Source organism: Agromyces sp. NPDC058136, assembly GCF_042884375.1.
Classification (GTDB): Bacteria; Actinomycetota; Actinomycetes; order Actinomycetales; family Microbacteriaceae; genus Agromyces.
Genome location: NZ_JBHVUA010000002.1, coordinates 246,307 through 269,583, shown reverse-complemented (window position 1 = coordinate 269,583; position 23,277 = coordinate 246,307). Strand labels below are relative to the sequence as shown.

At 71.1% G+C, this 23,277-nt stretch carries 23 protein-coding genes; 8 read left to right on the top strand and 15 right to left on the bottom strand.

The annotated features are described in order from the left end of the window. Nucleotides 1-78: 78 nt before the first annotated feature. Nucleotides 79-879: an alpha/beta fold hydrolase gene (locus tag ACFVTX_RS07555; RefSeq protein WP_386898975.1), complete on the bottom strand. Its 801-nt coding sequence runs from the start codon at nucleotides 877-879 to the stop codon at nucleotides 79-81. A gap of 61 nt (nucleotides 880-940) precedes the next feature. Beyond that, nucleotides 941-1,471 (bottom strand): bifunctional nuclease family protein, encoded by a 531-nt coding sequence (locus ACFVTX_RS07550; protein ID WP_386898974.1) that lies wholly within the window; start codon nucleotides 1,469-1,471, stop codon nucleotides 941-943. A 141-nt stretch (nucleotides 1,472-1,612) separates the two neighbouring features. Between ACFVTX_RS07550 and ACFVTX_RS07545 the strand changes: the two genes are divergently transcribed. Beyond that, entirely contained in the window at nucleotides 1,613-1,993 is a 381-nt protein-coding gene (locus ACFVTX_RS07545; protein ID WP_386898973.1) for a DUF2255 family protein, read from the top strand. 124 nt (nucleotides 1,994-2,117) lie between these two features. After that, nucleotides 2,118-3,812 carry a glycoside hydrolase family 13 protein gene (locus ACFVTX_RS07540; protein ID WP_386898972.1) on the top strand — a complete coding sequence of 565 codons (1,695 nt, stop codon included), beginning with the start codon at nucleotides 2,118-2,120 and terminating at the stop codon, nucleotides 3,810-3,812. A gap of 28 nt (nucleotides 3,813-3,840) precedes the next feature. On the opposite strand, the gene ACFVTX_RS07535 is transcribed toward ACFVTX_RS07540, so the two are convergent. After that, nucleotides 3,841-4,068: a hypothetical protein gene (locus ACFVTX_RS07535; RefSeq protein WP_386898971.1), complete on the bottom strand. Its 228-nt coding sequence runs from the start codon at nucleotides 4,066-4,068 to the stop codon at nucleotides 3,841-3,843. Between the two features lie 151 nt (nucleotides 4,069-4,219). Here ACFVTX_RS07535 and ACFVTX_RS07530 point away from each other — a divergent pair, with 151 nt between their 5' ends. Continuing rightward, nucleotides 4,220-5,602, top strand: a complete 1,383-nt coding sequence (locus ACFVTX_RS07530; RefSeq protein ID WP_386898970.1) for an MFS transporter — start codon at nucleotides 4,220-4,222, stop codon at nucleotides 5,600-5,602. Between the two features lie 239 nt (nucleotides 5,603-5,841). Here ACFVTX_RS07530 and ACFVTX_RS07525 read toward each other — a convergent pair whose 3' ends face one another. From ACFVTX_RS07525 to ACFVTX_RS07515, 3 genes are all read right to left on the bottom strand, one after another. After that, nucleotides 5,842-6,804, bottom strand: coding sequence for a LysR family transcriptional regulator (locus tag ACFVTX_RS07525; protein WP_386898969.1), 963 nt, complete (start codon nucleotides 6,802-6,804; stop codon nucleotides 5,842-5,844). Nucleotides 6,805-6,922: 118 nt separating this feature from the next. Next, nucleotides 6,923-8,398 carry an amino acid permease gene (locus tag ACFVTX_RS07520; protein WP_386898968.1) on the bottom strand — a complete coding sequence of 492 codons (1,476 nt, stop codon included), beginning with the start codon at nucleotides 8,396-8,398 and terminating at the stop codon, nucleotides 6,923-6,925. A gap of 73 nt (nucleotides 8,399-8,471) precedes the next feature. Further along, entirely contained in the window at nucleotides 8,472-9,974 is a 1,503-nt protein-coding gene (locus ACFVTX_RS07515; RefSeq protein WP_386898967.1) for an aminotransferase class I/II-fold pyridoxal phosphate-dependent enzyme, read from the bottom strand. A 74-nt stretch (nucleotides 9,975-10,048) separates the two neighbouring features. On the opposite strand from ACFVTX_RS07515, the gene ACFVTX_RS07510 reads away from it, so the two are divergent. Next, the gene (locus ACFVTX_RS07510) at nucleotides 10,049-10,948 is read left to right on the top strand and encodes a LysR family transcriptional regulator (protein ID WP_386898966.1); all 900 of its coding nucleotides are present in this window, start codon (nucleotides 10,049-10,051) and stop codon (nucleotides 10,946-10,948) included. Between the two features lie 28 nt (nucleotides 10,949-10,976). Here the strand turns inward: ACFVTX_RS07510 and ACFVTX_RS07505 are convergent, their stop codons facing one another. Further along, a complete protein-coding gene (locus ACFVTX_RS07505; protein WP_386898965.1) occupies nucleotides 10,977-11,336 on the bottom strand; it encodes a DoxX family protein in 360 nt (119 codons plus the stop codon). A gap of 150 nt (nucleotides 11,337-11,486) precedes the next feature. Here ACFVTX_RS07505 and ACFVTX_RS07500 point away from each other — a divergent pair, with 150 nt between their 5' ends. Together ACFVTX_RS07500 and ACFVTX_RS07495 are read left to right on the top strand one after the other, a co-directional pair. Beyond that, nucleotides 11,487-11,912: a winged helix-turn-helix transcriptional regulator gene (locus ACFVTX_RS07500; protein ID WP_386898964.1), complete on the top strand. Its 426-nt coding sequence runs from the start codon at nucleotides 11,487-11,489 to the stop codon at nucleotides 11,910-11,912. A 79-nt stretch (nucleotides 11,913-11,991) separates the two neighbouring features. Beyond that, the gene (locus ACFVTX_RS07495) at nucleotides 11,992-12,660 is read left to right on the top strand and encodes a YdeI family protein (protein ID WP_386898963.1); all 669 of its coding nucleotides are present in this window, start codon (nucleotides 11,992-11,994) and stop codon (nucleotides 12,658-12,660) included. A 22-nt stretch (nucleotides 12,661-12,682) separates the two neighbouring features. Here ACFVTX_RS07495 and ACFVTX_RS07490 read toward each other — a convergent pair whose 3' ends face one another. The 3 genes from ACFVTX_RS07490 to ACFVTX_RS07480 all read right to left on the bottom strand — a co-directional run bounded on the left by ACFVTX_RS07490 (nucleotide 12,683) and on the right by ACFVTX_RS07480 (nucleotide 14,851). Continuing rightward, entirely contained in the window at nucleotides 12,683-13,207 is a 525-nt protein-coding gene (locus ACFVTX_RS07490; RefSeq protein ID WP_386898962.1) for an RNA polymerase sigma factor, read from the bottom strand. Further along, nucleotides 13,207-13,872: a hypothetical protein gene (locus ACFVTX_RS07485; protein WP_386898961.1), complete on the bottom strand. Its 666-nt coding sequence runs from the start codon at nucleotides 13,870-13,872 to the stop codon at nucleotides 13,207-13,209. The genes ACFVTX_RS07490 and ACFVTX_RS07485 overlap by 1 nt, the downstream gene beginning before the upstream one ends. A 67-nt stretch (nucleotides 13,873-13,939) precedes the next feature. Then, on the bottom strand, nucleotides 13,940-14,851 hold the full coding sequence (locus ACFVTX_RS07480; protein ID WP_386898960.1) for a lytic transglycosylase domain-containing protein: 912 nt from the start codon (nucleotides 14,849-14,851) through the stop codon (nucleotides 13,940-13,942). Nucleotides 14,852-15,053: 202 nt separating this feature from the next. Between ACFVTX_RS07480 and ACFVTX_RS07475 the strand changes: the two genes are divergently transcribed. Beyond that, on the top strand, nucleotides 15,054-16,193 hold the full coding sequence (locus ACFVTX_RS07475) for an acyl-CoA dehydrogenase family protein (RefSeq protein ID WP_386898959.1): 1,140 nt from the start codon (nucleotides 15,054-15,056) through the stop codon (nucleotides 16,191-16,193). A 36-nt stretch (nucleotides 16,194-16,229) separates the two neighbouring features. Here ACFVTX_RS07475 and ACFVTX_RS07470 read toward each other — a convergent pair whose 3' ends face one another. The 4 genes from ACFVTX_RS07470 to ACFVTX_RS07455 are packed head-to-tail and all read right to left on the bottom strand — an operon-like array spanning nucleotide 16,230 to nucleotide 20,176. Beyond that, nucleotides 16,230-16,814 (bottom strand): TetR/AcrR family transcriptional regulator, encoded by a 585-nt coding sequence (locus tag ACFVTX_RS07470; protein ID WP_386898958.1) that lies wholly within the window; start codon nucleotides 16,812-16,814, stop codon nucleotides 16,230-16,232. Continuing rightward, complete coding sequence (locus tag ACFVTX_RS07465; RefSeq protein WP_386898957.1) at nucleotides 16,815-18,395, bottom strand: cytochrome b/b6 domain-containing protein; 1,581 nt, start codon at nucleotides 18,393-18,395, stop codon at nucleotides 16,815-16,817. It abuts the gene before it with no gap. A gap of 6 nt (nucleotides 18,396-18,401) precedes the next feature. Beyond that, nucleotides 18,402-19,388: an electron transfer flavoprotein subunit alpha/FixB family protein gene (locus tag ACFVTX_RS07460; protein WP_386898956.1), complete on the bottom strand. Its 987-nt coding sequence runs from the start codon at nucleotides 19,386-19,388 to the stop codon at nucleotides 18,402-18,404. 11 nt (nucleotides 19,389-19,399) lie between these two features. Next, a complete protein-coding gene (locus ACFVTX_RS07455; RefSeq protein ID WP_386898955.1) occupies nucleotides 19,400-20,176 on the bottom strand; it encodes an electron transfer flavoprotein subunit beta/FixA family protein in 777 nt (258 codons plus the stop codon). 167 nt (nucleotides 20,177-20,343) lie between these two features. Here ACFVTX_RS07455 and ACFVTX_RS07450 point away from each other — a divergent pair, with 167 nt between their 5' ends. Beyond that, the gene (locus ACFVTX_RS07450) at nucleotides 20,344-22,140 is read left to right on the top strand and encodes an acyl-CoA dehydrogenase (protein WP_386898954.1); all 1,797 of its coding nucleotides are present in this window, start codon (nucleotides 20,344-20,346) and stop codon (nucleotides 22,138-22,140) included. A gap of 793 nt (nucleotides 22,141-22,933) precedes the next feature. Here ACFVTX_RS07450 and ACFVTX_RS07445 read toward each other — a convergent pair. Beyond that, on the bottom strand, nucleotides 22,934-23,158 hold the full coding sequence (locus ACFVTX_RS07445) for a hypothetical protein (RefSeq protein ID WP_386898953.1): 225 nt from the start codon (nucleotides 23,156-23,158) through the stop codon (nucleotides 22,934-22,936). Nucleotides 23,159-23,277: the final 119 nt, after the last annotated feature.

Sequence of the window (23,277 nt, the reverse complement as noted above, 5' to 3'; positions counted from 1 at the left end):
GCGCACGGTCTCACCGTAGCGGACTCGGAGCGAGGTGAACAGCCCCGGGCGCCCGCGCGCTCGACGTCGCTGCGGGGCTCAGCCGGCCGCGCCGAAGAATCCGATCGACGCCTCGCGGAATACCCGCGACCCCGGCGCGTTGAAGTGGTGCCGCCCGGGCAGCTCGACGAACGAGCCGTTCGGCGTCGCCGCAGCGAGCTGTCGCGACTCCTCGATGATCGCGTCCTTCGTGCCGGTCGCGAAGAGGATGCGCTGGCGGGGCGGCCTCGAAACGTCGGGGTCGGCGTCGCCGTGTCGCATGCCCTCGGCGAGCGCGATCAGCGCAAGCAGGTCGTTGCCGGCCACCCGTTCGGCGAGGGTCGCGTAGTTGCGCGTCACCTGGTCGTCGATCGGCGTGCCGTGCAGGGCGTACGCACGGGCCTGCGCGACGTCGAGCCGCGCGAGCGGGCGCCCGTCGGGGATGCCGCCGAGCACCGCGCACTCGACGTGCTCGGGCGCCTGCACCGCGAGCTGCCAGCCGACGCGCGCGCCGAGCGAGTACCCCGCGTAGCGCACGGTGTCGAGGAGGTAGGTGTCGAGCACGGTCACGAGGTCGTTCACGAGCGCCGACATCGCATACTCGGATGCCTCGTGCGGCTTGTCGCTCGCACCGTGCCCGAGCTGGTCGACGCCGAGCACGCGGTACCCGGCGCGCAGGAGGTCGCGTACCCACCCCGTGTTCACCCAGTTGTCGCGGCAGCTCGAGGCGAAGCCGTGCACCGCGAGCACGGTCGGTGACGACTCGTCGCCCCACGAGTACGTCGCGATGCGCCGCCCTTCGGCGGTCATCACGAACTGCGGGGCGGGCATCTCGGTCAGCTGCGGAAGCGGGGCATCCATGACGGCCATTCTCCCGGTCGCGGATGCCTCGTGCCGCACCCTGCCCCATCGCGTCGCGCCCTCACCCCTGGAAGTCCTCGGGGTCGACCTCGTCGAGGAAGCGTTTGAACTCGGCGAGCTTCGCCTCGTTGTCGCCCTCGTCGGGCTCCTCCCCGCGGTCGTCCTCGCCCTCGGCGAGCTCGGCGGGGATGCCGGCGTCGTCGAGCACCTCGTCGGCGACGAAGATGGGGGCCTCCGCGCGCAACGCGAGCGCAATGGCATCCGAGGGCCGCGCATCGAGCACCTGCGGGCCGTCGGCCGTCGCGATCGAGAGTTCGGCGTAGAAGGTGCCGCCGTCGATGCGGGTGATGTCGACCCGCTCGATCCGGCTGCCGACGGCGGCGAAGAGGGTCGTGATGAGGTCGTGCGAGAGCGGCCGCGGCGGCCGCTCGCCCTCGAGGGCCACGAGGATCGACGTCGCCTCCTGCGCGCCGATCCAGATGGGCAGCACCCTCGGCATGCCCAGGGTGAGGTCGTCGTGCAGCGGCTTCAGCAGCACCAGGTGCTGCTTCGCCGCATCGAGGGCGATGCCGAGCACGCGGACCTGGACCATCCTCCGAGGGTAGGCGCGTTCGTCGCTCGCCGACAGGGCGCGCCCGAAGCGCGACGCCTGTTCGCCGTCCGCGAGCAGGGTGGCGCGAGGGGCGGTCCGCCTTCAGGATGGGACGACCACCGCCCGAGCGAAGGAGCCACGATGAGCAGCTGGACCGCCGACGAACTGGACCGCATCGGCGAGGCCGAAGAACTGCAGCTCGCCTCGTACCGCCCCGACGGCACGCTGGGGCCGTACACGATCATGTGGGTGGCCCGCACCGGCGACGAGCTGTACACCCGCTCGGCGTACGGCCCCGAGGCGCGCTGGTACCGGCGGGCGCTCGCGAGCGGGCGCGGCCGCATCCGCGCGGGCGGCGTCGAGCGCGACGTGAGCTTCGAGCCCGGCGACCCCGGGGGGAACGAGCCGCTCGACGACGAGTACCGGCGCAAGTACGGCCGCTACGCCGACGACATCGTGGCCACGGTCGTCGGCCCGCACCGCTACGACGTCACCGTGCGACTCGCCCCGAACGAGGCATAGCCCGCGCGCGCCCGCTCCGCGAGAATGGCGGGATGCGCGGCGGCGGCCGTCGCCGCGCATCCCGCGCAGTCCGCGTATCCCGCGCAGTCTGCGTATCCCGCAGCATGGCCGCCGAGAGGACCGCATGACGAACGACGCCGAGCACGTGGCATCCGACCCGAACTGGTGGCGGCAGGCGGCCGTCTACCAGATCTACCCGCGCAGCTTCGCCGACGCCGACGGCAACGGCATCGGCGACCTCGTCGGCGTGACCTCGCGGGTGCCCTACCTCGCCGAGCTCGGCATCGACGCGGTGTGGCTCAGTCCCTTCTACCCGTCGGCGCTCGCGGACGGCGGGTACGACGTCGACGACTACCGCGACGTCGACCCGAAGATCGGCACGCTCGACGAGTTCGACGAGATGGTCGAGGCGCTGCACGGCGCGGGCATCAAGGTGATCGTCGACATCGTGCCGAACCACAGTTCCGACCGGCACGAGTGGTTCCGCGCCGCGGTCGCGGCCGGCAAGGGGTCGCCCGAGCGCGAACGCTACCTGTTCCGCGACGGGCGCGGTGCGAACGGCGAACTGCCGCCGAACGACTGGACCTCGATCTTCGGCGGCGGCGCGTGGGAGCGCGTGACCGAGCCCGACGGCACACCGGGCCAGTGGTACTTCCACCTCTTCGCGAAGGAGCAGCCCGACCTCAACTGGGAGCACCCCGAGGTGCACGCCGACTTCCTCCGCACGCTGCGGTTCTGGAGCGATCGCGGCGTCGACGGGTTCCGCGTCGACGTCGCCCACGGCCTCAAGAAAGACCTGGATGCCGCGCACGACGACCTCACCACGATCCACCGCGCCGAGCTCTTCTCCGACGGCTCGCACCCCCTCTGGGATCGCGACGACGTGCACGACGTCTACGCCGAGTGGCGGCGCGTGTTCGACGAGTACGACCCGCCGCGCACCGCGGTCGCCGAGGCGTGGGTGCACGCTGACCGTCGCGCCCGCTACGCCTCGCCCGAGGGGCTCGGGCAGGCCTTCAACTTCGACCTGCTGCAGGCCGGGTTCGACGCCGACTCGTTCCGCGAGGTGATCGCGAAGAACCTCGCCGAGGCCGCCGCGACGGGCGCGAGCTCGACGTGGGTGTTCTCGAACCACGACGTCGTGCGGCACGCCACCCGGTACGGGCTCACCGAGGAGTCGGGCGCCGCGGGCGGCACGCCTGTGGGTGCCGACGGCAAGGCCTGGCTGCTCGCGGGCGGCGACCCCGAGTACGTCGACGACGCCCTCGGCCTCCGCCGGGCGCGCGCCGCGACGCTGCTGATGCTCGCACTGCCCGGCTCGGCCTACCTCTATCAGGGTGAGGAGCTGGGCCTCCCCGAGGTCGGCGAGATCGCCGACCGCGACCGGCAGGATCCGGCGTTCTTCCGCAACACGGGCGTCGAGATCGGTCGAGATGGATGCCGCGTGCCGCTGCCGTGGACGGCCGCCGGAACCTCGTTCGGGTTCGGCCCCGACGGCGGGGCGGCACCGCACCTGCCGCAGCCCGCCTGGTTCGCGGAGTACGCGGCCGAGGCCGAGACGGGGGCGCCGGGCTCGACGCTCGAGTTCTACCGGGCCGCCCTGCGGCTGCGCCACGAACTGCAGGACGCCGAGACGCTCGACTGGCTCGAGGCATCCGACCCTGCCGTGCTCGCCTTCGCCCGCCCGGGCGGCTGGCGATCGGTGACGAACTTCGGCGACGACGCCGTTCCCCTGCCGGGCGGCGAGGTGCTCGTCGCGAGCGGGCCGCTGCCCGGCGACGGCACCCTGCCGGGCGCGACGACGGTGTGGGTGCGCTGACGCACGGGAGCGGCGGCGCGGGTGCGCTTCAGCGCGCCCGTCGCCAGAGCACGATCGCGGCGACGACGCTCGCGATCATCGTGACGCCCGCGATCGTCGCGAACACCATGTAGCGGATCTCGGTCGCCTCGCCCTCGTAGGGCTGGGCGTCCGACCAGTCGAGCGAGACGCGCACGAACACGAGGGCGAGCGCGATGCCGCCGAGTCCGACGAGCACGGCGGAGAGGCGTCGCTTCGCGCGTCTCGTCATCGGCATGCCGCCAGCCTGACACATGACGCTGTGCGTTTTCGCACACGGCGCGTGCGGATCTCCCCATTGGCGCAGACTGCATCGGGCCCCAGAATCGAGCAGTGGCGCGCCCCCTGCTGCCGCCCGCGTTCATGCCGTTCATGCAAAGGAGCATCGGATGACCCAATCCCCAGCCGCCCAGGCACCGACGTCCACGTCGGGCCTCCGACGCGTCGTCTCCGCGTCGATGGCGGGCACCGTCGTCGAGTGGTACGAGTTCTTCCTCTACGCCTCGGCCGCAACGCTCGTCTTCGGCACGGTGTTCTTCCCCCCGTCGGACGACCCGTTCGCGGGCATCATCGCCGCGTTCCTGACCTACGCGGTCGGCTTCATCGCCCGCCCGCTCGGCGGCATCGTCTTCGGCCACTTCGGCGACAAGTACGGCCGCAAGCGGCTGCTGCAGGTGAGCATCCTCCTCATCGGCGCCGCGACCTTCCTCATCGGCTGCCTCCCGAGCTACGCCCAGATCGGCCTCGCCGCTCCCCTGCTGCTCGTGCTGCTGCGCTTCGCGCAGGGCTTCGCCCTCGGCGGCGAGTGGGGCGGTGCGGTGCTGCTCGTCGCCGAGCACAGCCCCGACCGCTCGCGCGGGTTCTGGGCGAGCTGGCCGCAGGCGGCGGTGCCGATCGGCAACCTGCTCGCGACGCTCGTGCTCTTCGTGCTGTCGTCGACGCTCACCGCCGAGGCGTTCCTCGGCTGGGGCTGGCGCGTCGCGTTCTGGCTGTCGGCGGTGATCGTGCTGATCGGCTGGTACATCCGCACGAAGGTGACCGAGGCGCCGATCTTCCTCGAGATGCAGCAGGAGCGCGAGCAGGTGAAGGCGAACTCCTTCGGCCCGCTCGAGGTGATCCGCCGCTACCCGCGGGGCGTCCTCGTCGCCATGGGCCTCCGCGTCGCGGAGAACATCCTCTACTACGTCGTCGTGACGTTCTCGATCGTCTACCTGACGCAGGTCGTGAAGGAGGGCACCTCGGCGACCCTCCTCATCCTCGCTGGAGCGCACGTCGTGCACTTCCTCGTCATCCCGGTGTTCGGCCGCCTCTCCGACGCGCTCGGCCGCAAGCGGGTGTACGCGGCGGGCGCCGTGCTCGGCGCGACGTGGGCGTTCTTCGCGTTCCCGCTCATGCAGACCGCGCAGCCGCTCGTCATCTGGGCGGCGATCTCGCTCGGCCTCGTGTTCCACGCGGCGATGTACGCGGCGCAGCCGGCCATCATGGCCGAGATGTTCCCGACGCGCATGCGCTACTCGGGCGTGAGCCTCGGCTACCAGGTGACGTCGATCTTCGCGGGTTCGCTCGCACCGATCATCGCGACCGGCCTCCTCGCGCAGTACGGCTCCAGCGTGCCGGTCGCGATCTACGTCGCGATCGCCTGCGCGATCACGCTCGTCGCCGTCGCCGCCGCCCGTGAGACCCGAGGGCTCGACCTGCGCACCCTCGACGCCGTGGACCGCGAGCGGCTCACCGCCGCCGACTCCCCCGCGAAGGTCGACGCGAACGCCTGATCACCGCGAATCAGGATGCCACGGCCGGCCCATTCCCCCACGGGCCGGCCGTCGGCGTCCGCCCCGCGCCGGTGGTTGAGGAGCGAGCGACGAAGGAGCACGCGTCTCGAAACCACACCACGACTCACCCGGTTTCGAGACGCGTCGCCGCTCCGCGTCGGCGCTCCCCGACCAGCGTCCGCCCCGGTGGTTGAGGAGCGAGCGACGAAGGAGCACGCGTCTCGAAACCACACCACGACTCACGCGGTTTCGAGACGCGTCGCCGCTCCGCGTCGGCGCTCCTCGACCGGCGGGGCGGCGAAGCGCCCGAGCAGCGCGGGCCGCACCTCCTCGACGCGGGCGCGCAGCGCCGTGATGTAGGCGAGCACGAGCGGCTGGCGCAGCGCCTCGGGGTGGATCACCATCCAGTACGGCAGCCGCACCTCGACCTCGTCGGGCATGAGGCGCACGAGGTCGTCGTGCTGGTCGGCGAGGAACGCGGGCAGCAGCCCGATCCCGGCGCCCGCACGGGTCGCGTCGATGTGCACGTACACGTTCGTGCTCGACACGGCGTCGACCATGCGCGGCACGGCCCGGCGGGCGTCGTCGAGGGCGTCGACCTGCAGCATCGACTCGATGAAGTACACGAGCGGTCGGCCCGAGAGCTCGGCAACCCCCGCGGGGGTGCCGTGCCGCTCGAGATACCCGCGGCTCGCGTAGAGCCCGAGCGTGTAGTCGGCGAGGTGGCTCGCCTCCGCGCGGTGCACGTGCGGGCGCCCGACGACGACCTCGAGGTCGACGCCGACCCGCTGCATCGCCGCCCGCCGCGTCGCGGCGACCATCTCGAGCGACACCTCGGGGTGTTCTCGGCGCAACGCCACGATCGCGGGCGCAGCGATGAAGCCGCTGAACCCGTCGGTCGCCGACAGCCGCACGACCCCCGCGAGCGCGGCCGCCTCGGGGTCGAGCCCCCGCAGCGCCTGCTCGACGCCCTCGGCCGCGACGAGCGCCTGCTCGCCGAGCGCGGTGAGCGCCCAGCCGGCCGAACCGCGCACGAGCACTCGCCCGCCGAGCGACTGCTCGAGCGACTCGATGCGCCGGCCGACGGTCGTGTGGTTGATGCCGAGCGCGGCGCCCGCGGTCGTGTACCGGCCCGAACGCGCGACCGCGAGGAACACGAGCAGGTCGTCGGGGTTCGGTGCTGGCCGCGGTGCCGGAATCACCTGTGCATGATCGCACAGCTGAGCGGGCGCCGCGGGAGGCGGAGATGACGCCGCGGCCGCCCTCCCCCAAGGGCGACCGCGGCGCCGGTCTGTCGGGGTGCCCGCGAGGGCACCCGGGTCAGCGGCCCGCGTCGACCTCGTCGACCTCGTCGAGCGGGTGCACGGTCGTCGGGATCGCCCCGGTGAGCGGCTGGCCCTCGCGGAGCAGACGGCGACGACGGAGCATCCAGCAGACCCCGAGCACCGCGAACCAGATCGGGGCGGCGAGGAGCGCCGGACGCGTCGACTCGCCGAGCAGCAGCGTCACGATGATGAACGCGAAGAACGCGAACACGAGCCACGGCGTGACCTTCGCGAACGGCAGACGGAACGCGGACGCCGCGTGCTTCTCGGGGTGACGGCGCTGGTACACGAGGTGGCTCGCGACGATGGAACCCCAGGTGAAGAGCACGAGGCTCGCGCACACCGAGCTGACGAAGGTGAACGCCGCCACGACGCCGTCGCCCGCGTAGAGCAGCGGGATCGCCGCGAAGAGGAACACGCAGGTGAAGAACACGGCGTTCCGCGGGATGAAGCGTTTGTCGACCTTCGCGAAGGCGCGCGCGGCGTGGCCGTCCTTCGAGAGCCCGAAGAGCATGCGGGTTCCGGAGTACAGGCCGGAGTTCGCGCTCGACGCCGCCGAGGTGAGCACGACGAGGTTGATCGCGAACGCCGCCGAACCGAAGCCGGCGAGCAGCAGGGTCGAGGTGAAGGGGCTCGTGCCCGCCTCGATCTGGTCCCACGGGGTGATGCTCATGATGACGATCATCGAGCCGATGTAGAAGACGAGGATGCGCGCGACGATCGAGTTGATCGCCTTCGGCAGGTTGCGGCGCGGGTTCTCGGTCTCGGCTGCCGCCGTGCCGACGAGCTCGACGCCGATGAACGCGAACACGCCCATCTGGAAGCCCATGATGAAGCCCGAGGCGCCGAGCGGGAACAGCCCGCCGTGCTCCCACAGGTTCGTGACCGAGGCCTGCACGCCGTCAGGGCTCGTGTAGCCCGTGATGAGCAGCACGATGCCGACGGCGATGAGGCCGAGGATCGCGACGATCTTCAGGATCGCGAACCAGAACTCCGTCTCGCCGAACCACTTCACGGGCTGCAGGTTGAGGATCGTGAGGCCGATCGCGGTCGCGAGCGCCGGCACCCACACGGGGATGTCGGGGGCGAAATACTGCGTGTACGCGGTGATCGCGACGATGTCGGCGACGCATGCGACGACCCACGAGAACCAGTACGTCCACGAGACGAAGAAGCCCGCCCACGGCCCGAGCATGTCCTTCGCGATGTCGCCGAAGGTCTTGTAGTGCAGGTTCGACAGCAGCAGCTCGCCGAGCGCCCGCATGATGAAGAACACGAACACGCCGATGATCATGTACACGAAGATGATCGACGGCCCCGTGAGGCTGATGACGGTGCCCGAGCCGAGGAAGAGCCCCGTGCCGATCGCTCCGCCGATGGCGATGAGCTGCAGGTGGCGGTTCTTCAGTCCGCGTTCGAGGTCGCGGGGCGGGGCGTCGGCCGGGGCGGCCGGCGCTGCGAGATCGGTCATGTCAGAGACTCCTTCGTCTGTGCGGGGGAATTGGGATGCTCGTGCGGACGCGCCGCGATCAGGACGGCCGCGATCAGACCGCGGCGACGACCCTCACCCGGTCGAGCCGGGGATCCACGCTGCCGCGCACATAACCCGACGCATCGGCGGCGGTGGCGCGGAGGAAATCGAGCACCTCACGGGTGAACGGTTCACCGGGAAGCACATTGGGGATACCAGGAGGATACGCGGCGAGCGCGTCAGCCGAAATTCGGCCGACCGCCTCCTCCCACGGGATCACCTCGGTTTCGCTGAGGAACGCGTCCTGGACGCTCATCGCCAGCGGGGCGACGCGCGGCAGCGCGCGGGGCTCGCTGAGGCTCTCGGGCACCTCGGGGAGGGCGTGGAGCGCGGTGAGGAACCGGTCGACGTCGACGCGGCTCGTCGCGCCGAGCAGCAGCAGGATCGCGGAGTGGGTCGAGAGCTCGACGACGACGCCGTGGTCGCGGATGAGCCGGTGGTGCGCCTCGCCGCCCGAGATGCCCCCGGCACGGGTGTCGATGACGATCTTGAACGGGTCGAGGTCGACGGTGCCGTCGCTGAAGCGGATGTCGTCGCTCGCGTCGCGGAAGCGACCGCCCTCGCGGACGCCCCGGCGGATGGCCTCGGCGGCGTCGAGGGTCTCGCCGATGGAGCGCTCGCCGTCGACGACGAGCCGGCGGCGGGCCTCGTCGAGGGAGGCCATGAGCAGCGCGCTCGACGAGGTCGACTGGTACGAGCGGTGCACGCGGTCGACGAGCCCCTCGAGGCGCTGCCCGAACGGCCCCTCGCCGAGGAAGAGCATGGCCGACTGGGTGAGCGAGCCGCCGCCCTTATGCGTGCTCGAGACGACGAGGTCGGCGCCGAGGCGGGCGGCGTTCGTCGGCAGGCCCGGGTGGAACCCGAAGTGGGCGCCCCACGCCTCGTCGACGATGAGCGGCATGCCGTGGGCGTGCGCGACGTCGGCGATCGCGGTGATGTCGGAGACGGCGCCGAAGTAGCTCGGGCTCGTGAGGTAGACGGCGCCGCTGTCGGGGTGCGCGGTGAGTGCGGCGTCGACCTGCTCGGCGGTGAGGCCGTGCGAGGAGCCGAGGGCGCTGTCGACGGCGCCCTGCACGAAGTGGGCGTCGATGCCCGCGTGCGCGATACCGTCGATGACGCTCGAGTGCACGCCGCGCTGCACGACGAGTTCGCGGCCGAGTGCGCGCGCGACCATCGTCGAGATGTGGTTGCCCTGCGAGGCGCCGTTGGTGAGGAACCAGGCGCGGCGCGCGCCCCATGCGTCGGCGGCGAGCTCGAGCGACCGCGCGAGCGGCGTCGGCTTCGCCGGGTTGATCATGCGCCAGCTCTCCTGGTCGATGCCGCTGAAGAGCATCGGCTTGTCCATGCGCAGCGCCTGCTCGCCGATGAACGACGCGATCCCGGGGGCGTTCTCGGTGTGGCCGTGGTGGGCGGGCACGTGGATGTGCTGCCAGTCGCCGGCGGCGAGCGACCGAAGGGCGTCTGCGTACGGGACGTCGGTCTGGGTGGGGAGCTGCGTCGGTGCGGCGTGGAACATGGATTTCAGGTTAGGGAGCGCTCGGCGTCATGAGAAGTGTGTGAAACATGGATGCTTCGACATACCCTCTATGAGTGATCACCCTGCAGCAGCTCCGCGTCGTGCTCGCCGTGCGCGACCACGGCAGCCTCACGAGAGCGGCCTCGGCACTGCACTACGGCGTGCCGACCGTCACCCACCACCTCGACGCCCTCGAGGCACGGCTCGGCGCCCGGCTCGTCGACCGCACCCCGCGGGGCGCCGTGCTCACCCCGATCGGCGCGCTGCTCGCCGAGGAGGGCGAGCAGATCCTCGCGAGGGTCGCGCAGGCCGAGCGGCTCGTCGCCACCTATCGCGACGCCGGGGTGATGACCCTCGTCGTCGGCACCTTCCCGTCGATCGGCTCACGCCTGCTGCCCGCGGCGATCCGCGAGCTGCGGCAGACGATGCACGTCGAGGTCGAGCTCGTCGAGGGCGAGCCGACCGAGCTCGTGCGCAAGCTCGGCGAGGGCGCCCTGCACGCCGCCCTCATCTACGACCTCGAGGGCGACCCGGCGTTCGACGCGCCCGACCTCGAGTCGACCCCGCTCCTCTCCGAGGAGCTCCAGGTGCTCGTGGGCGCCGCGGGGCCTCTCGCCGAGCTCGACGAACTCGACCTCGCGAGCCTCGACCACCACTGGGTCGTCAGCCGCAACGACGACGAGGTCTCGCATCGGGTGCTGCGCCGGGTGGGGGCGGCGCTCGGCCGCGACTTCGCCGAGTTCACCCGCACCGACGACCTCAACATGATCCACGGGCTCGTCGCCGCCGACCTCGCCGTCGCGCTCGCGGTGCCCTCGGCGGTGATGCCGGGGTTCGACGTCGTCATGCGGCCCGCCGGGCACGATCTGGGCCTGCGCCGACTCGCGTTCGTCACCCGCGACGACGTGCAGCTGCCCGCGGTCGCGGCGCTCCGCGACATCCTCGTCGAGGCAGCCAGGGCGCTCGCGCGCTGAGGGCCGCGCTGGGTGCACGAGGTCTCGCTTACGCGAAGACCAGCCACCCGATGCCGACGGCGAGCGCGATGAGGCCGAGCACGAGGCTCGGGGCGAAGGGCTCCTTGCGGCGCACGTGCAAGGCCACGGCGACGACCATCATGCCGGCGAGCGCGAAGGCGGCGATGGGGGTGAGCCACGGTGCGATGCCGGTCGCGGCGGGCAGGATCATGCCGAGCGCGCCGATCACCTCGAGCGCGCCGATGCCCTTGAGCTGGCCGGGGTTCACGACCTCGACCCACGACATCTTCTCGCCGACGCGCTCGTAGGGGGTGACGACCTTCATGGTGCCGGCCATCGCGAAGGCGAGGGCGAGCACGGCGGTGACGATCCAGAGGGCGGTGATCATTGCAGGGGGTCCTTTCTCGGTTACGAAGAGTACGTAACGCACGATCTGGTATCGTAACCCTCGAGGCTCCGGCACTTCTCCGTGCGTCACGCACCTCGACGTGCGTAACGGCGGCGCCGCGCAGCACCACTGCTCGACCCAGGAGGCGAAATGGCGAACGATTCCGCGCGCATGCTCGCGACCCCTCCCCTCGCGGCCCCGCCCGGGCACGAGGGCACCGCCGCGTGCAGCGTCGACAACCCCGCGAGCGGGCTCATCCGCGAGATCCTCGCGCGCGTGGGCGACAAGTGGAGCATGCTCGTCATCGGCGTGCTGCACGACGGCCCGCTGCGCTTCACCGAGCTGCAGCGCAAGATCGACGGCATCTCGCACCGCATGCTCACGCAGACCCTGCGCAGCCTCGAACGCGACGGTCTCGTCACCCGCACGAGCTACCCCGAGATCCCGCCCCGCGTCGAGTACGCCGCGACCCCGCTCGGCCGCTCGCTCTCCGAGCCCGTCATCGAGCTCGCGAGGTGGGCGTTCGCCCACCGCGCCGACATCCTCGAGGCGCGCGAAGCGTTCGACGAGCGGTGAGTGTCCGACGAACGCTGAGCGGGCGGCGCGCGCTGAGCGGTCGGCGCGCCGTGTCGGCGGTGCCTGCCAGACTCGGGTCATGACGACGAGCATCGGCACGCCGGGCGGCACGCCCGAGCGGCCGGCCATCTTCTTCTCCGGCCCCGACGAGTTCCGTGCGTGGCTCGAGGCGAACCACGACTCCGAGACCGAGTTGTGGATGGGGTTGTACAAGAAGCACGTGCCCGAACGTCCCATCACGTGGGCGCAAGCGGTGCCGGTGGCCCTCTGCTACGGGTGGATCGACTCGGTCGCCCAGCGCATCGACGACGACGCGACCCGCCAGCGCTGGTCGCCCCGCAAGCCGTCGAGCATCTGGTCGAAGGTCAACATCGAGCTCGTTCGGCAGCTGACCGAGCAGGGCCTCATGACTGAGGCCGGTCTCGCGGCGTTCGAGCGTCGGCGCGACGACCGCACCGCCGTCTACTCGCACGAGAACCCCGACCAGGCGCTGCCGCCCGAGGCCGAGGCGCGCATCGCGGCCGACCCCGCGGCATCCGCCTTTCTCGCGGCGGCGACGCCCACCTACCGCCGCCAGACGACCCACTGGGTGCTGCAGGCGAAGCAGGCGGCGACCCGCGAGCGACGGCTCGTGCAGCTCATCGACGACAGCGCGGCCGGGCTGCTGGTGCCGTTCCAGCGCTACGGCGAGACGCCGAAGTGGGCGATCAAGGCCGCTGAGGCGGCCGCCGCCGCGAAGCGGGCCTGAACCCGGGCGCGAGCCGCCGCGCTCACCTGTTCAATGCGGGGCGGTGCTCCTCCAGGAGTTCGCGGAGCCGGAGCCGCGCCCGCTGGTATCGCCCGCGCGCCGTCGATTCGCTGATGCCGAGCACCTGCGCCGCCTCAGGGAGCGTGAAGCCGTCCCACAACACGAGACGGACGAGTTCCGACTGGTGGTCGGGGAGCGCATCGAGCGCGGCGCGGATGTCGAGTGCCCCCGGGTCGACCTCCTCGCTCGGGAGCACCTCGAGATGCGCGCGCAGCTTCGCGGCGAGCGCGGACTGCCGGGTCCTGCGACGCACGTCGTTCGCGAGCACCCGCCTCGCGACACCGAACAGCCACATTCGGGCCTCGACCGGCTCGAGGGGCATGCGATCACTGCGGCGCCACGCGACGACGAAGGTCTCGCTGAGCAGGTCGGCCGCATCGGCACGGATGCGCACGCGTCGGCCGAAGTAGCCGAGCAGGTCGGCGGCGTTCGCCTCGTAGGCGCGCTCCACCTGCTCCCGCCGCGCCGACCCGTCGCGACCGCGCATCACTGCGCAGCGCCTTCGCTCGCGCCCGAGCACGGCTCGGCCGCGCCCTCGAGGGAGACCCCCGGTTCGAGGTGACCTGCCCGCTCGAACTCCGCCCCGATGCGGTCGCTCATGAGCTGGGTCGCCGTCATCGAGTACGTTGCGGGCGGCGGTGTCTCGCCCGAAGCGATGCTGTCGGGGTCGGTGAAGGCGGTGCGCCGCTCGACCTCCTCGAGGTACGCGGCCTCGATCTCCTCCGCCGTGATGGCGGCGAGCAGCGGATCCCAGTCGTGCTCGGCCAGGAAGGCGCGCGCCGACTCGACCCGGCGGTCGACCTCCGCGACCGGAACCTCCGGGTCCTGGTAGTCGGGAGCGACACGGATGAACACCTCGCAGCTCCCGAGATCGATGCCGTCGGGCAGTTCGAAGCTGCGCTCGGCGACCACATCGGGCGTCCAGCCGAGCCAGTCGGCGACGGCGGGAGCGGCGACCGCGGCGGTGACGCCCACGCTGAGAGCTCCGGCGCCGATGGCGAAGCCGGCGAACAGCCTGCGCGCGAACCCCGCTCGCCGCGGAGTCGTGTCGACCACGGCCCGCGCAGTCGCCCGAGCGAGTTCGGCGGTCGTGGCATCCGCCCCCAATGACGGTGGCGCAGCCTGCCGCACCGCGTCGTCCAACCAGTCCATGTCCAAGCCCTCCGTCGAATGCCCTACACACCGGGCATGTCCGAACGGGCCTGCGCCTTAACGGTTTCTAGCCGATCGCGTCGGCGTACTCCTGCGCGACGCGCGCGACCTTGTCGACGTAGTCGTTGTCGTGGTTGTACGAGTAGATCGCGGCGCGCCATCCCTCTGCGCTCGTCATCGCACCGGATGCGCAGAGGTAGCGGGCCGTCGTGAGTGCGGCGTCGTCGATCTGGTGCGGGTCGGCGACGTCGTCGCCGTTCGCGTCGCTCGCCCAGCGCTCCCAGGTCGAGGGGATGAACTGCATGGGCCCGACCGCGCGGTCCCACTTCGGGTCGCCGTCGAGCAGGCCGCCGTCGGTGTCGACGATCTTCGCCACGCCGTTGCCGTCGAGCGCCCGGCCGATGATGGCGGGCTCCACCAGGCCGTCTTCGCCGAGTTCGGCGTCGCCGTGGCGACCGTGGTCGGACTCGATCGACCCGATCGCGGCGATCGTCGCCCAGTCGACACCGCACGAGGGCTCCTCCTCGGCGAGGGTGCCGTGCGCGAGCCCGTACGCCGAGAGCGCCCGAGCGGGGATGCCGGTGGACTCGGCGACCTCGGCGAGCCAGTCCTCGTCGACGGCGGGCACCGGCACCTCGTCGGAGATCGAACCCGAGACGTCGACCGGGGCTTCGTCGCTCGGCTCGCCGCCGTCGGCGGTCGACCCCGGATCGAGCTCGGTGCCTGAGTCGGTGGCCGTCGTCAGGGGCGGCGGCTCGACGTACGAGCCGTAGGCGGCGGGCGCCGCGAAGCCGCCCGGGTTGCGGGCCGTGCCGATGAGGTTGACCGCGACGATCACCCCGGCGACGAGTGCGACCACACCGACGGTTGCGCCGGCGTACACGGCGACCCGCACGAGTGCACGGCGCCAACCGCCCGGTTCGCGGGCTGCACGACGCTCATCGCGCTCATCGGCGTCGAAGTCGTCGTTCCAGGCCATCGTTGCTCCCGTTTCGGGCGTTGGTCCACGTTGCCCGCAGGGCCGAATCTCCGCGCCCGTACGAACGCGACGGCGACGGCCCCCCTCCACCCTACGCGCCCTCGGTGCGACACGGGCACACGGGAAGACGGACGGCTCTTCTCCCGAGGCGGACGCGCGGCTAGGCTCGGCAGCGGCGGCACGAAGAAGGGCTGATGGGGCCATGGCGAACGCACTCTCCGAAGATCAGCTCGCGATCGTCGACGCGGTGCGCGAGTTCAGCGACGCCGAGCTCGCCCCGTTCGCGAACGAGCGCGACCAGACGAAACAGTTTCCGATCGACGCGCTCGAGCATGCGGGTTCGCTCGGGCTCGGCGGCATCTACGTCGGCGAGGAGTTCGGCGGCTCGACGCTCGACCGTTTCACCGCGGCACTCGTGTTCGAGGAGCTCGCGAAGGGCGACACGACGATCGCCGCGTATCTGTCGATCCACAACATGGTCGCGTGGATGATCGACCGCTACGGCGATGCGACGCAGCGCGAGCGCTGGCTGCCCGGGCTCACCTCGCTCGTCGATCGCGGCAGCTACTGCCTCACCGAACCTTCAGCCGGCTCCGACGCGGCGGCCATCACGACGACCGCACGACGCGAGGGCGACGAGTACGTGCTCGACGGGGTGAAGCAGTTCATCTCGGGGGCGGGCGTCTCGGCGGTGTACCTCGTCTTCGCCCGCACCGGCGAGCAGGGCTCGCGCGGCATCAGCGCGATCGTCGTGCCGGCCGGGGTGCCGGGGCTCTCATTCGGCCCAGAGGAGCGCAAGATGGGCTGGCGTGCGCAGCCCACGAGGCAGGTCGTGCTCGAGGGCGTGCGGGTGCCGACCGCCAATCGGCTCGGCGACGAGGGCGCCGGGTTCTCGATCGCGATGTCGGGGCTCGACGGCGGGCGGGTGAACATCGCAGCCTGCTCGATCGGCGGCGCGCAGTGGGCGCTCGACCGCACCCTGCGCTACGTGCACGAGCGCGAGACCTTCGGCCGCCCCCTCGCCGAGCACCAGACGATCGGGTTCACCCTGGCCGATCTCGCCACCGAGCTGCACGCCGCGCGCCTCCTCCTCCACGATGCGGCACAGGCGATCGACGCCCGCGACCCCGACGCCACGATGCGCTGCGCGATGGCGAAGCGGTTCGCGACCGATGCGGCGTTCGCCGTCGCGAACGGGGCGCTGCAGCTGCACGGCGGCTACGGCTACCTGTCGGAGTACGGCATCGAGCGCGTCGTGCGCGATCTGCGGGTGCACCAGATCCTGGAGGGCACGAACGAGGTCATGCGCATGATCATCGCGAAGCGCCTGCTCAGCGGCTGAGCGCGGCCCGAGCAGCCCAGCGCCCGGCTGAGCGCCTCAGTCGGCCAGCAGCCCCGCGTGCAGCAGTTCGAGGTAGTTCGCGCTCACGCTCGCCGCGGTGTGGCTGCCGCCGGGACGGTACCAGAACACGGTCGACCAGACCGCGTCGCGGATGAACCGGAACGCGAGCCGCGGGTCGATCGACTCGCGGAACGCGCCGTCGCGCTGCCCCGCGACGATCTGCTCGAGCCACAGCTCCTCGATGCGCGCGGCGCCCTCGGCGAGGAACTCGAACCCGGGCTGGGTCATCATGAACCCGGTCTCGTTCTGGTAGATGCTCACCTCGTCGGGGCGCTGCTCGATCGTGAGGAACGCGTGCTCGATGAGCCGGTCGAGGTGCTCACGGTAGCCGCCCTCCCCCGCCACGATCCGTTCGAACGCCGAGAGCGTGTCATCCATGAAGGTGCGCAGGATCTCCTGCAGCACCGCCTCCTTCGAGGAGAAGTGGTGGTACAGGCTGCCCGAGAGGATGCCGGCGGCGTCGGCGATGTCGCGCACCGTCGTCGACGAGTACCCGCGGGAGGCGATGAGCCCCGTCGCGATCGCGATGATCTCGTCGCGCCGCCCCGTTCCGTCGCCCACCTAGCGCCCGCTGACCTTGCCGAAGAGGCGCGCGATGGGCGCCAGCACGAGCGGTCGCGCGGCGACCCAGGCGGCGGCGATCACGAGGAGCGAGACCGCGAAGATCGCGAATCCGACCCAGTTCACGACGTCTTGGCTCGCGTACATGTGGTTGAGGTTGCGCAGCGCCCCCGTGGCGAACACGAGCCCGACGTGCACGAAGATGAACGCCACGAAGTACAGCATCACCGGGAAGTGCACGGCACGCGCCCACTCGACCGGGTAGATGCGGTTCAGCGTCTTCGCGTTCTTCGGCCAGAGGCCCGACATGCGCACGCCCGTGATCACCGCGAGCGGGGCCGCGATGAAGACGGTGAGGAAGTACGCGATCTGCTGCAGGCTGTTGTAGTTCACCCAGCCGTTCTCGGTCGGCCAGTCGAGCGAGAGGTACTGCAGCATCGCCGAGATCGCGTTCGGGAAGACCTCCCAGCTCGTCGGGACGATCCGCATCCACTGCCCGGTCGCGAACAGCAGCACGACGAACACGAGCCCGTTGACGAGCCACAGGATGTCGAGCGACTGGTGGAACCAGAGCGCCAGGCTGATCTTGCGCTTCGGGTTCCAGCGGGGCGACCAGAACGCGGTCGGCCGCTTCTCGGTGCGCACCTGCAGGCCCGACCTGATGATGAGCACGATCAGGAACACGTTGAAGAAGTGCTGCCAGCCGATCCACGCCGGGATCCCGATGGGCGCCCCCTCGGGCAGGTGGTACTCGCCCGGGTAGGTCGTGATGAAGTCGCGGAAGGGCTCGAGCGCGAGCAGCCAGTTCACGACGACGACCACGCCGGTCGCGGCGAGCAGCAGCCCGAAGCCGCCGATGAAGAGGGCGCCGGCCCACTGCGCACGCGAGTACGGCCCGTACAGTTTCGGCCACGGTTCGGCGGCAGGGCGGGCGGATGCCACGACCGGCGCCGCACGACGGGGCTGCGCGGCCGGGGCGCGCTGGGGCGCCGGTGCCGGGGTGGGCGCGGCGGCGGGTGCCGGTGCCGGTGCCTCCTCCACGACGGGTGCGACCTCGACGGCCGGCGTCTCGACGACCGGTGCTTCGACGACGCGTTCTGCCCGCACGGGCGCGGTGCCCGCGGGCGGCCACGGCTCGCCCCCGACGACGCGGGGAAGGCCGCGGCGCAGTGCGGCTCCACCCCCGGCGGCAACAGCCGCGGCGACGGGTGCAGCTGCGACCGCTGCGGCCGGTGCCGCCGGTGCGGCGTCGGGAGCGCTCGCGCTCGTGGCATCCGCGGTGCTCGTCGGAGCCGCGACTGCGACCGAGCCGGCCGGGGGCCACGGTTCGCCGCCCGCGACGCGGGGCAGTCCGCGCCGAAGCGCTCGACCCGCGACGACGGTCTCGACGACCGGCGCCGCAGCGGCGACCGGTGCAGCAGCCGCAGCGGCGGTCGGAACGGCGGTCGGAGCCGCCGCCGCCGGAGCAGCGGCCGTGGGCTCCGCTTGCGCCAACCCCGCGATCTCGACCACCGGCGGCCAGAGTTCGCCGCCCGCGACCCGGGGCAGCCCCTGCCTGGTCGTTCGCCCGTACGTCGCCATCGGGGGTTACGCCTTCCGCGCCTCGAGCGCCGAGATCAGCTGCGGCACGACCGTGAACAGGTCGCCCACGATGCCGAAGTCGGCGATCTCGAAGATCGGGGCGTCGGCGTCCTTGTTGATCGCGACGATCGTCTTCGCGGTCTGCATGCCGGCGCGGTGCTGGATCGCGCCCGAGATGCCGAGCGCGATGTACAGCTGCGGCGACACCGAGACGCCGGTCTGCCCGACCTGGTACGACTGCGGGACGTAACCGGCGTCGACGGCGGCGCGCGAGGCGCCGACGGCGGCGCCGAGCACGTCGGCGAGCTGGTCGACGAGGGCGAACTGCTCCTCCGAGCCGAGGCCGCGGCCGCCCGAGACGACCTTCGCGGCGCCCTTCAGCTCGGGGCGCGAGGAGGTCACGACCTCCGCGTCGACGCTGCCGACCACGGCGGCCCGGCGACCGGATGCCACGACCGCGAGCCGCTCGCTCGACGCGGGCTGCGCCTCGGCGCGCGCATCCACGGCGCCCTCGCGCACGGTGACGACGGGAGCGCCCCACGTGACGGCGGAGTCGACATTGTACGCGCCGCCGTAGACCGAGTGGTGGGCGATGACGCCCTCGGCGTCGCGGGAGACCCCGACCGCGTCGACCGCGAGGCCCGAGCGGGTGCGCGCGGCGAAGCGTGCGGCGATCTCGCGACCCTCGATGGAGTTCGAGACGAGCACGGCGTCGGGGCGCACGAGTTCGGCGGCGGCGGCGAGCGCGTCGGCGCCGGGCACCGTGAGCTGCGCGGCGTCGGCGGGCTCGGCGACGAGCACGTGGGTCGCGCCGAGCGCGGCGGCATCCGTTGCGAGGCGGTCGCCGTCGGCACCGGAGCCCGCGACGACGAGCGCGACGGGCGTGCCGACGCCGGCGGCGGCGCCGAGGAGGCCGGCGGCGCTCTTGGCGAGGTCGCCCGCGGGCGTCGTGTCGAGGAGGACGAGGATGGAGTCGGGCTGGAAGTCAGTCATCGTCGCTTTCCTTACGCGAGCCGGTTCTGGACGAGGTACTCGGCGAGACGCTCACCGGCGTCGCCCTCGTCGACGATCTTGGTGCCGGCGGTGCGCGGCGGCTTCTCGCCGAGCGAGATCATGATCGAGCGGGATGCCTCGGTGCTGTCGGCGTCGACGCCGAGCTCTGAGAGCGAGAGGGTCTCGAACGGCTTCTTCTTGGCCGCCATGATGCCCTTGAAGTTCGGGAACCGGGCGTCGGGGAGGCGCTCGGTGATCGAGATCACGGCGGGCAGCGCGGCCGTGACCTGCATGGTGCCGTGGTCGCTCGCGCGTTCGCCGCGCACCTCGCCGTCGGCGATCTCGACCGAGTTGAGGCTCGTGGCGTTCGGCACGTCGAGGAGCTCGGCGATCATCGCGGGCAGCACGCCGCCCGAACCGTCGGTCGACTCGTTGCCGGCGATGACGAGGTCGTAGCCGATGTGCTGGAGGGCCGCGGCGAGCGCCTCGGCGGTGAGGCCGAGGTCGGCGCCGGCGAGCGCCTCGTCGACGAGCTGCACGGCGCTGGATGCGCCCATGGCGAGGCCCTTGCGCACGGTCGCGGCGGCCGACTCGGGCGACATCGAGAGCACGACGACCTCGGTGTCGGCGTTCGCGTCGGCGTAGCTCAGCGCGACCTCGAGGGCGCGCTCGCCGATCTCGTCGAGCACGGTGTCGCTCGCCCCGCGATCGGCGAGGCCGGTCTCGAGGTTCAGCTTGCGGTCCCCATAGGTATCGGGGACTTCCTTGACCAAGACGACGATCTTCATTCCGCTCCTTCGCACGAGACGCTCCATCCTAACCAAGCACTTGCTTGCCTGAATAGGGCACTGATTTGTGGGATGCCGCCAAAGCGGCCCGAGGGCACGCCCGGGCCGCTCGTCGAACCCGCACAGTTTCGCTGGCCCGCACCGTGACGCGGGGTTACGCTGCGGGCATGAGCGGATTCCGACCCCCTGTTGCAGACATCGCCTTCGCACTCGAGCACGTCGTCGACTACGACGCCGTCGCGCAGCTGCCCGGCTTCGAGCACGCCGACCTCGAGACGGTCACCGAGATCCTCGACGAAGCGGGCAACTTCATGGCCGAGATGGTCGCCCCCACCAACCGTGCAGGCGACCTCGAGGGTTCGACGCTGAACCCCGACGGCACCGTCACCACCGCGACCGGCTTCAAGGAGGCGTACTCGGCGTACGTCGACGCCGGCTGGGGCTCGGTGCCCCTGCCCGAGGCGTTCGGCGGCGGCGGGTTCCCGCGCACCGTCGGCCTCGCGCTGCAGGAGCTCATGGCGACCGCGAACATGGGCTTCGCCCTCGCGCCGCTGCTCACCCAGGGCGCGATCGAGGCGCTCCTCCACTACGGCAGCGACGAGCAGAAGCAGCAGTGGCTGCCGAAGATGGTCTCGGGCGAGTGGACGGGCACCATGAACCTCACCGAGCCGCACGCCGGCTCGGACGTCGGTGCGCTCACGACCAAGGCGGTCAAGCGCGAAGACGGCACCTACGGCATCACGGGCCAGAAGATCTTCATCACCTTCGGCGACCACGACCTCAGCGAGCAGATCGTGCACCTCGTGCTGGCCCGCACTCCCGACGCGCCCGCCGGCACCAAGGGCATCTCGATCTTCATCGTGCCGAAGTTCCTCATGAACGAGGACGGCTCGATCGGCGAGCGCAACAGCGTGCACACCGTCGGCGTCGAGCACAAGATGGGCATCCACGGTTCGCCCACCTGCGTGCTCTCCTACGAGGACGCCACCGGCTACCTCGTCGCCGAGGAGAACATCGGCATGCGCATCATGTTCGTCATGATGAACAGCGCCCGCCTCTCGGTCGGCATGCAGGGCCTCGCCGTCTCCGAGCGCGCCTACCAGCAGTCGCTCGACTATGCCCGCGAGCGCATCCAGGGCCGTGCGATCGGCGCCACCCAGGACTCCCCCATCATCGACTTCCCCGACGTGCGCCGCATGCTCATGACGCAGAAGGCGTACATCGCCGCGATGCGCCGCATGATGTTCCTCGTCGCGACGTACACCGATGTGTCGACGCACCACCCCGACGCGGCAGTGCGCGCCCGGGCCAACGAGATCGTCGGCCTCCTCACCCCGATCTCGAAGTCGTTCGGCACCGACCTCGGCAACGAGCTCACCTCGCTCGCCCTGCAGATCCACGGCGGCATGGGCTTCATCGAGGAGACCGGCGCGGCCCAGCACTACCGCGACGTGCGCATCACCGCGATCTACGAGGGCACGAACGGCATCCAGGCCGCCGACCTCGTCGGCCGCAAGCTCCCGGTCCGCGACGGGGCATCCGCCCTCGAATTCATCGCGACCATGCGCGAGCTCGACGCCGACCTCGCCGCGGCCGGCGAGGAGTTCGCCTCGATCCGCAGCAACCTGAACGCGCAGCTCGACGTGCTCGAGCGCACCACCGGGTGGATGCTCCGCACCGGCGCGACCGACCCGAACGCGGTGCTCTCGGGCTCGAGCCCGTACCAGCGCATCTGGGGCCTCGTCGTCGGCGGCTGGCTGATGGCGAAGTCGGCCCTCGCCGCACGCGGCCTCGACGCCGACGGCATCGCCGAGACGCAGCTGCCGCTCGCGCGCTTCTACGCCGAGCAGCTGCTGCCGCAGGCGGCGGGCCTCGCGAGCGCCGCGACCGCCGGCTCGCGCGACCTGTTCGCGCTCGACGCCGACGCACTCGCCGACACGGCCGCCCGCGGCGCGCGCGTCTGACGCGAACCGCACGCAGCATCACCCGATCCCCGCAACACCCTGGTCACAGGGGGTTGCGGGGACCGTGCGTAAAGCGGGCTTCAGCGCTCGGGCGTTCAGCTCAGCGGATCGAAGTCGCCGTCGTTCGTTAGATGCACGGGTTCTTCCCGGTACTCCCATCTGAGCGCAGCCACCCGTGGCCGCTATTCAGGAGCGCGTCGTATGTGGTTCGAATGCGCCAGGTAACCTGAGCGCCGGAGACGTCATTGCCAACGACCTGGACAGCCACCTGACCACCAGAGTCTGCCTCAAGACGGATCGACGACTCCACAGTGAGTTCAGCCGGAGGATCCAAGAGGTCGATTTCTCCAGCGATCTCGCCACCTGAACCAGTCGCCTCGAATAGCGTGCGCCATTTCCCGCTGGTGATCTGGCCCTTCTGTTCCGCCAACATCGTCTCGACCTCGAGAGGTTCGCACAGCATCATCACGATGTTCCCACCCTGAAGGGACGCTGCGATCGGACCAGCGGAATCAATCGGGTCGCAACCAGTGAGAGCCGACACTATGAGCGCGCCGACACCACCTGCTGCGAGAAACCGCCTCATCTCACGCCTCAACATGAGGTGCGCCCTCCAGCCAAGGACTCACCCGAACCTTCTGCAGACGCCGGCTTCTCTCGATCCACAGCTTCCCATCCAGGACCCCACCATTTTGCGGATCGCTTGCGTTGTGTCCCGACGCCCGTGAGCCCCAACCAGATACTCCTCGAATGGGTTGTGGCAAACCTAATGGGTAGTCCGCCCACTCCGGCGTTATCCGAACGAACGGGCGACGAGGATCAAACCGACGGCGATCGCGCCGACGCCTGGCCAGACCATATCCCTTGGTTTCCCGAGGGAGGCGAATGTCTCACCGATTCGCCCGACATTCTGCCTCATGTTCTTCTGGCTCCAGCGGAGGAGTCGCTCCTGGTTCAGGAGGATCACTACGCCGAAGATGATCGCGGCACACCCGACGAGAAGCATCCAGATGTTCATGTCTCGGGTCCCTACCAAGTCCAAATGATCAACCAGCACACCCGGCCACAGCGCCGGATGCAGCCGACACCCTCGCGGTGTTCCCCGAAGGATCTCGGGTACTCCTCAGGCGTTCAACA

Coding starts and splice junctions, on each gene's coding strand:
- ACFVTX_RS07505 (WP_386898965.1), bottom strand. CDS start 11,336: ATGATCACCGCCCTCTGGATCGTCACCGCCGTGCTCGCCCTCGCCTTC.
- ACFVTX_RS07475 (WP_386898959.1), top strand. CDS start 15,054: ATGGCGAACGCACTCTCCGAAGATCAGCTCGCGATCGTCGACGCGGTG.
- ACFVTX_RS07485 (WP_386898961.1), bottom strand. CDS start 13,872: ATGGACTGGTTGGACGACGCGGTGCGGCAGGCTGCGCCACCGTCATTG.
- ACFVTX_RS07530 (WP_386898970.1), top strand. CDS start 4,220: ATGACCCAATCCCCAGCCGCCCAGGCACCGACGTCCACGTCGGGCCTC.
- ACFVTX_RS07490 (WP_386898962.1), bottom strand. CDS start 13,207: ATGCGCGGTCGCGACGGGTCGGCGCGGCGGGAGCAGGTGGAGCGCGCC.
- ACFVTX_RS07500 (WP_386898964.1), top strand. CDS start 11,487: ATGGCGAACGATTCCGCGCGCATGCTCGCGACCCCTCCCCTCGCGGCC.
- ACFVTX_RS07450 (WP_386898954.1), top strand. CDS start 20,344: ATGAGCGGATTCCGACCCCCTGTTGCAGACATCGCCTTCGCACTCGAG.
- ACFVTX_RS07445 (WP_386898953.1), bottom strand. CDS start 23,158: ATGAACATCTGGATGCTTCTCGTCGGGTGTGCCGCGATCATCTTCGGC.
- ACFVTX_RS07520 (WP_386898968.1), bottom strand. CDS start 8,398: ATGACCGATCTCGCAGCGCCGGCCGCCCCGGCCGACGCCCCGCCCCGC.
- ACFVTX_RS07460 (WP_386898956.1), bottom strand. CDS start 19,388: ATGACTGACTTCCAGCCCGACTCCATCCTCGTCCTCCTCGACACGACG.
- ACFVTX_RS07545 (WP_386898973.1), top strand. CDS start 1,613: ATGAGCAGCTGGACCGCCGACGAACTGGACCGCATCGGCGAGGCCGAA.
- ACFVTX_RS07555 (WP_386898975.1), bottom strand. CDS start 879: ATGGATGCCCCGCTTCCGCAGCTGACCGAGATGCCCGCCCCGCAGTTC.
- ACFVTX_RS07550 (WP_386898974.1), bottom strand. CDS start 1,471: ATGGTCCAGGTCCGCGTGCTCGGCATCGCCCTCGATGCGGCGAAGCAG.
- ACFVTX_RS07495 (WP_386898963.1), top strand. CDS start 11,992: ATGACGACGAGCATCGGCACGCCGGGCGGCACGCCCGAGCGGCCGGCC.
- ACFVTX_RS07540 (WP_386898972.1), top strand. CDS start 2,118: ATGACGAACGACGCCGAGCACGTGGCATCCGACCCGAACTGGTGGCGG.
- ACFVTX_RS07535 (WP_386898971.1), bottom strand. CDS start 4,068: ATGCCGATGACGAGACGCGCGAAGCGACGCCTCTCCGCCGTGCTCGTC.
- ACFVTX_RS07480 (WP_386898960.1), bottom strand. CDS start 14,851: ATGGCCTGGAACGACGACTTCGACGCCGATGAGCGCGATGAGCGTCGT.
- ACFVTX_RS07455 (WP_386898955.1), bottom strand. CDS start 20,176: ATGAAGATCGTCGTCTTGGTCAAGGAAGTCCCCGATACCTATGGGGAC.
- ACFVTX_RS07515 (WP_386898967.1), bottom strand. CDS start 9,974: ATGTTCCACGCCGCACCGACGCAGCTCCCCACCCAGACCGACGTCCCG.
- ACFVTX_RS07465 (WP_386898957.1), bottom strand. CDS start 18,395: ATGGCGACGTACGGGCGAACGACCAGGCAGGGGCTGCCCCGGGTCGCG.